Source organism: Streptomyces sp. NPDC005181 (genome assembly GCF_040608395.1).
In the GTDB taxonomy this organism is placed as follows: Bacteria; Actinomycetota; Actinomycetes; order Streptomycetales; family Streptomycetaceae; genus Streptomyces.
The window spans coordinates 1-7721 of sequence record NZ_JBEXID010000166.1 but is presented as its reverse complement, the minus strand read 5'-3'; the positions used below and the strand labels follow the sequence as shown (position 1 = coordinate 7721).

Annotated in this window: 7 protein-coding genes and 1 pseudogene; 3 read left to right on the top strand and 5 right to left on the bottom strand. The window is 68.6% G+C overall.

Features of this window, described 5'->3' with window-relative positions; translation table 11 throughout:
• Positions 1-106: 106 nt before the first annotated feature.
• The 3 genes and pseudogenes from ABZV38_RS38720 to ABZV38_RS38710 all read right to left on the bottom strand — a co-directional run.
• Positions 107-813 (bottom strand): annotated as a pseudogene (locus ABZV38_RS38720) (IS5 family transposase); the annotation flags it as partial.
• Between the two features lie 229 nt (positions 814-1042).
• Positions 1043-2356, bottom strand: a complete 1314-nt coding sequence (locus tag ABZV38_RS38715; RefSeq protein WP_356333458.1) for an MFS transporter — start codon at positions 2354-2356, stop codon at positions 1043-1045.
• Positions 2353-2961: a helix-turn-helix domain-containing protein gene (locus tag ABZV38_RS38710; RefSeq protein WP_356333456.1), complete on the bottom strand. Its 609-nt coding sequence runs from the start codon at positions 2959-2961 to the stop codon at positions 2353-2355. Before ABZV38_RS38710 ends, ABZV38_RS38715 begins: the two co-directional genes overlap by 4 nt.
• 438 nt (positions 2962-3399) lie before the next feature.
• Between ABZV38_RS38710 and ABZV38_RS38705 the strand changes: the two genes are divergently transcribed.
• Positions 3400-4647, top strand: a complete 1248-nt coding sequence (locus ABZV38_RS38705; protein WP_356333454.1) for an MFS transporter — start codon at positions 3400-3402, stop codon at positions 4645-4647.
• 975 nt (positions 4648-5622) lie between these two features.
• Complete coding sequence (locus ABZV38_RS38700; protein WP_356333452.1) at positions 5623-6186, top strand: peptidoglycan-binding domain-containing protein; 564 nt, start codon at positions 5623-5625, stop codon at positions 6184-6186.
• Between the two features lie 282 nt (positions 6187-6468).
• Here the strand turns inward: ABZV38_RS38700 and ABZV38_RS38695 are convergent, their stop codons facing one another.
• Together ABZV38_RS38695 and ABZV38_RS38690 are read right to left on the bottom strand one after the other, a co-directional pair.
• Positions 6469-6594 carry a hypothetical protein gene (locus ABZV38_RS38695; protein ID WP_356333450.1) on the bottom strand — a complete coding sequence of 42 codons (126 nt, stop codon included), beginning with the start codon at positions 6592-6594 and terminating at the stop codon, positions 6469-6471.
• Between the two features lie 41 nt (positions 6595-6635).
• Complete coding sequence (locus ABZV38_RS38690; RefSeq protein WP_356333448.1) at positions 6636-6935, bottom strand: transposase family protein; 300 nt, start codon at positions 6933-6935, stop codon at positions 6636-6638.
• Between the two features lie 292 nt (positions 6936-7227).
• On the opposite strand from ABZV38_RS38690, the gene ABZV38_RS38685 reads away from it, so the two are divergent.
• Positions 7228-7647: a PhoD-like phosphatase N-terminal domain-containing protein gene (locus ABZV38_RS38685; RefSeq protein ID WP_356333446.1), complete on the top strand. Its 420-nt coding sequence runs from the start codon at positions 7228-7230 to the stop codon at positions 7645-7647.
• The last annotated feature ends 74 nt before the right edge of the window (positions 7648-7721 follow it).

The following is a 7721-nucleotide window of genomic DNA, read 5'->3' as shown; positions in this document are numbered from 1 at the left end:
ATCGGCACGTCGAACCCAACGAGCCACATCCCGCCGAGGTACCGGCCACATCATCAGTTCATCCGAACCGGTCATGTGCGGAGGATGGGACTAGCCAGTCGGCGGATCATGAGCGGAGCCAGAGTCGGATCGAGGCGACGGTGCCGTGGACGATGTAGGCGCGTTTGTCGAACCTCGTGGCCACTGCCCGGAAGTTCTTCAGGGCGTTGATTGTCCGCTCCACTTCGTTCCTGCGCTTGTAGATCGTCTCGTCGAAGCCGACGGGTCGGCCGCCCTTGCTGCCGCGGGCTTGCAGGTTGGTCCGCTGGTTCTTCGGTTCTGGGATGGTGTGCTTGATCTGGCGTCGTCGCAGGTAGCGACGGTTGCGGGGGGACGAGTACGCCTTATCGCCGCCGAGGTGGCCGGGCCGGGTGCGCGGGTGTCCGCCGCCCGGCCGACCGACGCGGATGCGTTCCATGACCGGGATGAGCTGCGGGGCATCGCTCCACTGGCCTGGAGTGATCAGCAGGGCCAGCGGGCGGCGTCCGCCCTCATCGGCGAGATGGATCTCGCAGGTCAGGCCGCCCCGGGAGCGCCCGAGTCCCTCGTCGGGGCGGTGCTGCCGGGGCGTGCGCCTTTTACCCTGCGGGCCCCGGCGGCGTGCTGGTGGGCCTGGCAGGAGGTCGAATTGACGCTCACCATCGACCAGTCGATCCGGCCTTCCGCGTCGGCGTCGGCCAGGACGGCCGCAAAGATCCTGTCGCACGTCCCGTCCGCCGACCAGCCTCTGTGTCGCTCGTACACGGTCTTCCACGGACCGAAACGCGCAGGCACTGTTGGCCCCACGGGAACGAGTTCTCTGGCCCCAGACAGCGATCTTCGGGACATGATCTGAACGAGTATTTTGGCCCCACCCTCGCGGCGGATCACGGATCCGATCCACAAGGTCAATGCCACGGGGCGCCCAAGCACTATCCGCACTGAGCGACCGCGGCCCGGCATGTATGTGCCGGCCGTCGGCTCCGGGAAGTCTCCGCTCGGACCCGGACGGTTCCGCGGCGGGTCAGCAAGGCAATGGTCGCGCGTCCGAGTCCGTGTCGCTGTCTGGAGCTATCGGATTGCCGGGAGCCAGGGAGTGGATGCGTGGTATCGGCGAGGGCAGCAGCCACAGCAGCGACAGCGCTCCGCCGACGGCGGCGATGAGGAGGGTCACCCGGAGGCCGATGAGGGTAGCGAGGAGGCCGCCGAGGACGGCGCCCACAGGGCGTAAGCCGTAATTGATCGTGCTGTACGCGCCGGCCACTCGACTCCGCATGCCATCGGGGATCACGGCCGCCTGAAGGGAGTTGAGGTTGACGTCGAACAGCATGGCGCCGACGCCGGAGAGGAACTCGGCCAGGGCCAAGACTCCGGCGCGAGCCCAGAGGGGGCCGCCCGCAGCAGCGGCGATGGCGATCGGTGCCGGGAACAACACAGCGCCCACGACGATGCTGCGGCCCACGCCGAGCCTTCGCGAGACCTTCGGGGCGATCACCGCGCCAAGGAGCGAGCCGGTGGCGCCGATCCCGAACGCCATGCCGATGACGCCCGCGGTCAGTCCGAGGTTCCGGCTGGCGAACAGCACGATCAGTCCGCTGCCCGCGACAAAGGTGAAGAAGTTGACGGTTGCCGCGCACCCGAGGCTCGCCCGCAGCACCGGGTGACGGATGACGAACACCAGTCCCTCCCTGGCACGCCGCAGCAGCGGGGGTGCCGCTTGGTCATGGGCGGCTGGCGGTTCGTCGATCGAAACCCGACCGACCAGAACCGCAGACGCCAGGAACGTCAGAGCGTCGACGACGACGGCGACGGGAGCGGTCAACGCCTGGACCAGAACACCACCGATCGCCGGGCCGGCGACGTATGACGCCGACCGGCTGGCACTGAGCTTGCTGTTCGCGTCGACGTAGGACGACCGGGGCACCAGGTGGGCGAAGAACGGCGGATAGGCGGTGTTGAACAGCACCCCTGCGGCGCCGGTCAGCAACGCCACGACATACAACTGACTCGGCGTCACCACCCCCAGTAGATAGGCAGCCGGGAGGGAGAGCAGTACTGCGGCGCGCATCAGGTCGGCGAGAACCATCAGGCGCCGCTTGTGGACGCGGTGGTCGACCCAGGCACCGAGGACGATCGCGAGCAGGTTCGGGGTCCAGATGAGCGCGGTCAGCCACGCCACCTGATTGGCCGAAGCGTGCAGCGCCCCCACCGCGATCAGTGGCAGGGCCAGTTCGGTGATCCGGTCGCCGAACTGCGAGACCGACTGGCCGGCCCAGAAACGACGGAACCGCTGATCACGCCACAGCGATATGGGTATGGACTGGTCTGCAGCGCTCATGACGTCCCGCCGGTCTGATCCTCGGCGCCCTCGGGCAGGGCGTAACGCAGCAGCCGGACGCCGCGACCGTCGGCCGGACGCGCGGCCTCGTCACGCATCACGTAGGGCGCGAGGATGCGTTCGATCGCGTCCTCGATGGCGGCGAGTTCGTCGGCGGAGACGACGACGCGGGTGTTGGCCAGACCCGCAAGCCGCTGCCACGCCGGTTCGAGCTTGGGCTCGACCTCGGCAGCCCACCGGTTCGGCAGGTCTCCGGAGCGCAGGAACATCTCCCGGGACAGGACCCGCGCGGCCGACCTGCCCTCCTCGCCGTCCGGGTCCTCCGGCACCTCGAACCGGAAGCCGCGCGCCACCGCCTCCCACCGCCGCTGGCGACGGTCCGGGCCGGGCTCGGCATCGCGGACCAGGCCGAAGCCCGCCAGATGCCGCAGATGCCAGCTGGTCACTGACGGGGTTGCTCCCACATCGGGCGCGAGTTGCGTCGCCGTCGCCGGCCCGTGCCGCTGTAGGCGTTCGAGGATCGCCAGCCGCACCGGATGCGCCAACGCCCGCATCGCCTGCGGATCAGTGATCTCGATATCGCCCAGACGGTTACCGGAATCCATGACGTGAGAGTCTCCTCTCACACATTGTGAGAGTCAAGTCTCATATCTTCGGCGCCGGGCAGTCGCCTGATGCGCGTCCCAGCGGAGCAGGTCTGATGAAGCGCTGACGTCCAGATGTTCGGCCGGGCCGAACTCCCACTCCTCCGTAAGCGTGTCCTCCTCGCCGCCACCCGCCCGTGGGCATAGCCAGTACGAGAGACATGTGCCGCTTCGTCTGGACAAGGCCAGCTCGGGGCGCCTACAGTCACCGCATTCGAGCGGCTGAGACCGGTCGAAACCATTCGTGAGACTTCTGCCCGGTGACGGAGTCGGCGTGGGGTGCGTGTCCCCGCTTCACGCCAGCACTGGACGGTTCCAGGTGACGACCACGGGTCGGTGAATTCCGGACACCGACGACCCCGTGTGGTCCGCCCCGCCGGGCAGCGAAAGGGACGCGCCGTGCCGTCGGCGACCTACCGCACCCTGCTGCGTACTCCTGGCGCCGCAGCCTTCTTTCTGACCGCCGCCGTCGGCCGCGTCGGCATCGCGATGACCAGCCTCGGCATCGTCTGGCTGGTGCACGGACAGACCGACTCCTATGCCGAGGCCGGTCTGGTGACCGGAGGCTTCGCCGTCGCCGAGGCTCTGGCCGGGCCGCAACTTGCCCAGCTGATCGATCGCTTAGGCCAGACCCGGGTGCTGCCACCCGCGCTACTCGCCCACGCCGCGTCGGTAGCCGCGCTGCTGACGCTGGTCGCGGGCGGCAGCCCGAGCTGGCTGATGACAGCGGGCGGGGTGCTGGTCGGCGCGACCATCCCGCAGCTCAGCGCACTGTCCGCGGCCCGCTGGTCGGCGCTGCTGCGCGGCGACCGGGCCGCGGGGCTGCCCACCGCGTTCGCGCTGGAGTCGCTCAGTAACGCGCTGGGCTACCTGGCCGGCCCAGCCCTGGTCAGCACTATCGGAGCGGGCGGGCATCCGGCGCTCGGCACGGTACTGGCCGCCGTGCTGGTAGTGGCTGGCGGACTGGCCTTCGCCGCGCAGCACCGCACCGCACCGCACCGCACCGCACCGCCACCGGTGTCCGCCTTCGCCGAACGCACTCGAGCACGCGGCTCACTGCTGCGGGCCCGATTTGCGGTGCTGGTCGGCCATAACCTCGCTATCGGCGTGTACTTCGGCGCCATGCAGGTATCGGTGACAGCGTTCGCGGTGGAACACGGCGCGCCCGACGCAGCCGCTCCGCTGTTCGCTGTGTCGAGTTGCAGCGGCCTGCTGGCCGGCTGGCTGTACGGGCTGCGCCGGTGGCGCGCGGAGCCGCGGGTGCAACTGGCGGCGGCCACGGCCGGGCTGGCTCTTGGCAGTCCGCTGCTGTTCGCGGCTGGCTCACCGCTCGGGCTCGGGCTCGTGATTGTGTTGACCGGCGCGGTAGTCCCTCCCATCTTGGTCCTCTTCTCGGTGCTGGCCGAATCTGCTGTCCACCGGGCCGTCCTGACCCAGGCGTTCGCCTGGCTGAACTCCGCCAGTGCGGCGGGCGCGGCCGGTGCAGCGGCAGTCTCCGGCTGGGCAGTTGACGCATCCGGTGCGCCCGGCGGCTTCGCTGCCGCCACAACGGCCGCCGCCGCGATGGCAGTACTGGCCGCGGCCGGCATCAGCGCACGGCACGGGCCGAAGCAGCAACTCGCCCGCGCAGAGTCGACCAGGCCGTAAGGGCGGCCGCGTGATGAGAGCACCACGCCCGGGACACGGCCGCCCACCTGATTGCCACGACGATGACCACCTGGACCCGCATCGCGCGTGTCCGCGCCTCGCCGCGACGCCCCGGTGGTAGCGCCGCGCTCTGCGAGATGCCATGCGCGCGGCACGGACCGCCGCCGGCCTTTCGTGCGAGCGCAGCGATGTCGGAGCTTCTGGCCGCGCGCTACGCCACGGCGAGCACGACCAGGAGCAGCCCGCCGATGCAGACGCCGACCGGGTACGCCCCTCGCGCGGCGGTGAACGGGCTGTCCCTGCGGTGACGGCTGCAGCTGTCACCGCCTACCAGCAGGCGGCGATGTCTGAGCAGTTCCAGCTGCCCGGCACGGAAGCCGAACTCGAGTCTGCAGCGCCGGGGCCGAGTCGATTGCCGACCCCGCCTCTGCCCCTGAGTCCGAGCGCGAGTCCGAGCAGCCGGAGGAGGGGCGTACAACGGATCCGCTGACGTGGCCAAGTACGGCGCGGCGGCTGGCGGCGAGGGCGGCGTGGAGCCAGCAGGTCAGGGAACGCGCCCGCCTCTTCGCGGATCCGGCGGCCGGGGAGCAGCCGCACCCCGGTGTCAGTGATGGATTGTCATGGCTCTGTCCATGAGGGGCGACAGCACTTCGACACGGATTCAGGAGGCACCTGGGTACCGTGGCCGGGTCGGATTGTTCACGAGTTACGGCAGCACTGTCGGGTCTGCGAGGGCTGGTGGTTCCCAGGATTCGACCGGCGAACGGATGCGCTCCACTGCTCGCCGAAGTGCCGAATACGAGCGCGGCGGGAACGGCACTCGCGTCGCCTGATCCAACCCCGACACGCCATAACCGGTGACCTTGGCGTGAACATGACGTAACTATGGCGTGAATTTATCGTATTGATTCGGCCTCGGGGGCTGTCTAATGGCGCGAACTGGCTCCAAGGGGGGGCCTGAATCCGGGAGTCGTCATGAGTTGGCACACCAAGCGCATCAAGCTGGGCGCGTGCACGGTGGGGGCGCTGACCGCCGCCGTCCTCGTCGTGAGCGCCACCCCGGCCGCGGCGGCCGGAACCTACAGCGGTCGCGCCTACGTATACGGGACTGGCGAGTTCGACGGCGACTGGGGAGACGAGGGCATCCTGCAGAGGAACACCCACGCGTCGTCCAACGCCACGTGCCTGTGGCAGATGATCCTTTGGGCTGATGGCGAGCTCGACTCCAAGTCGAAAGTCGACGGGGTCTTCGGCGACGGAACCTACAACGCGACCAGGGCCTGGCAGCAACGCGAGAACAACTACTACGGGGCCGGTCTGGAAGTCGACGGGTCGGTCGGCAGGGGGACCTTCGGCTGGGCGCAAACCTGGCTTCATGAGGTAGGTGGTGGTGAAGGGCCCGGCCAGACCCTGTATCTGTCATACGACGGCTTGTATGGCTACTTCGACGTGAGGCGTCTTCCGGACGGCAACTACGAGTTCGTCGACGGTGACGGCTCTTGGCGGAAGGCCGGTTACGACTACCGGACCTGCAGCTGACGCCACCGGACCCAGGCGTAACGAGGGCCCGCTTCCCGGAGGGGAGGCGGGCCCTGGACGCGTTGAAGGACCCCTGCCTGGGGCCCTCGGCATGTCCGGTGGGTGACAGGCCACGAGACGACGGGCACGCCAGCACTGCCTGCGCCCGCACGGGTGGCGGAACTACGACGGGCCCGCCCGCGAACGACGACGGACCACCGGGCCCAAGGGGGCGGCGGGTGGGGGTGCTGCCCGTTCTCGGGTTCTGGATCACTTTCCGTGGAGGGCTGACTGAGTGTGATGTCAGTGGTGTGTGGTGGGATGGCCGGACTCTGTTGCCGTGACCTGCTGGGAGTCCGCCTTGATGCCCGTGTACTCGTCTCTGACCCGCGCCTTGGCCGAGGCCCTGGTCGATGTCCTGTGGTTCATCGAGGGCAGTGAGGACGAGCAGATGGATCCGGACGACGCCGTCAAGGTCCTGGAGGGAGTCGCCCACCTGGTACCGGGCAGAGGAACCGGCGGACGTGTAAACAGAGGACGACACGTCTGCCCCCACTGGGCACATCAACGGGAAACCGCAGGTAGGAGCTGTGAACTCGCCGTGACCAGCTCCCACAGCCAGGACAGATCGCCCCAGCCACCGTGCTCCGGGCCTCGATGCGTACCGTCTCATCGTCCACGTCGGCCGACAGCACGGCCACGTTGACGATCGACGGGAACAGCAACTCCTTCAGCGGGACCGTCACTTCTTCCACGGGCTGAACTGTCATCCACACCGCACCGGGGACAGATCATTTTCAGGCAGCTTCCCCAGGGCTACTGCCTGCGCACTGTCCCTCAACTGCCATCGCTCGTCTGCTGCTGGGCGAGTACGAGGCCCGCTGCGGGTCAGGTGGTGAGGCGGCGGGCGATACGCAGACTGGCCTTGCAGGTCGGAGGGTGGCCGTCGTCGACGAAATCGAAGGCTACCGAGATCGACCGAATGCAGACAGTCGCTGTTCGCCTCACGGACAACCGATCGGCGATCTTCGTGTTGCAGTCTCACGCCACATGACCAACTCTATGGGAACTCTTGATCGGCGCAGATTCCTCACCTTGGCCGGTGGCGCGGTCACCGTCCTGACTATCGCTCAGCTGAGCGAGGCGCTCGCCGCCCAGGCCGCTGAACTCGACACGGCGCCCTTCACCCTCGGTGTCGCCTCCGGTGACCCCGACCACGAAAGTGTCGTGCTGTGGACCCGCCTGGTGCCGGACCCACTGAACGCCGAAACCGGTGGCATGCCGGTGGAACCCGTCGAGGTGCAGTGGGAGGTGGCACGCGACGAGTCGTTCAGGAAGGTGATCCGGAGCGGGTCTGTGTCGGCTCTGCCCGAAGCCGCCCACACCGTGCACGTGGTGGTCGACGATCTCGCACCGGACCGCTGGTACTGGTATCGGTTCCGGTCCGGCGGAGTGCTCAGTCACGGCAGCTGTAGTTCTTGATCGGTAGGGCATCGTTGCTGGTCAGGCGGTTGTGGCGGCGGTGATGTTGTTCCAGCGGCGGTGGGCTTCGGCGG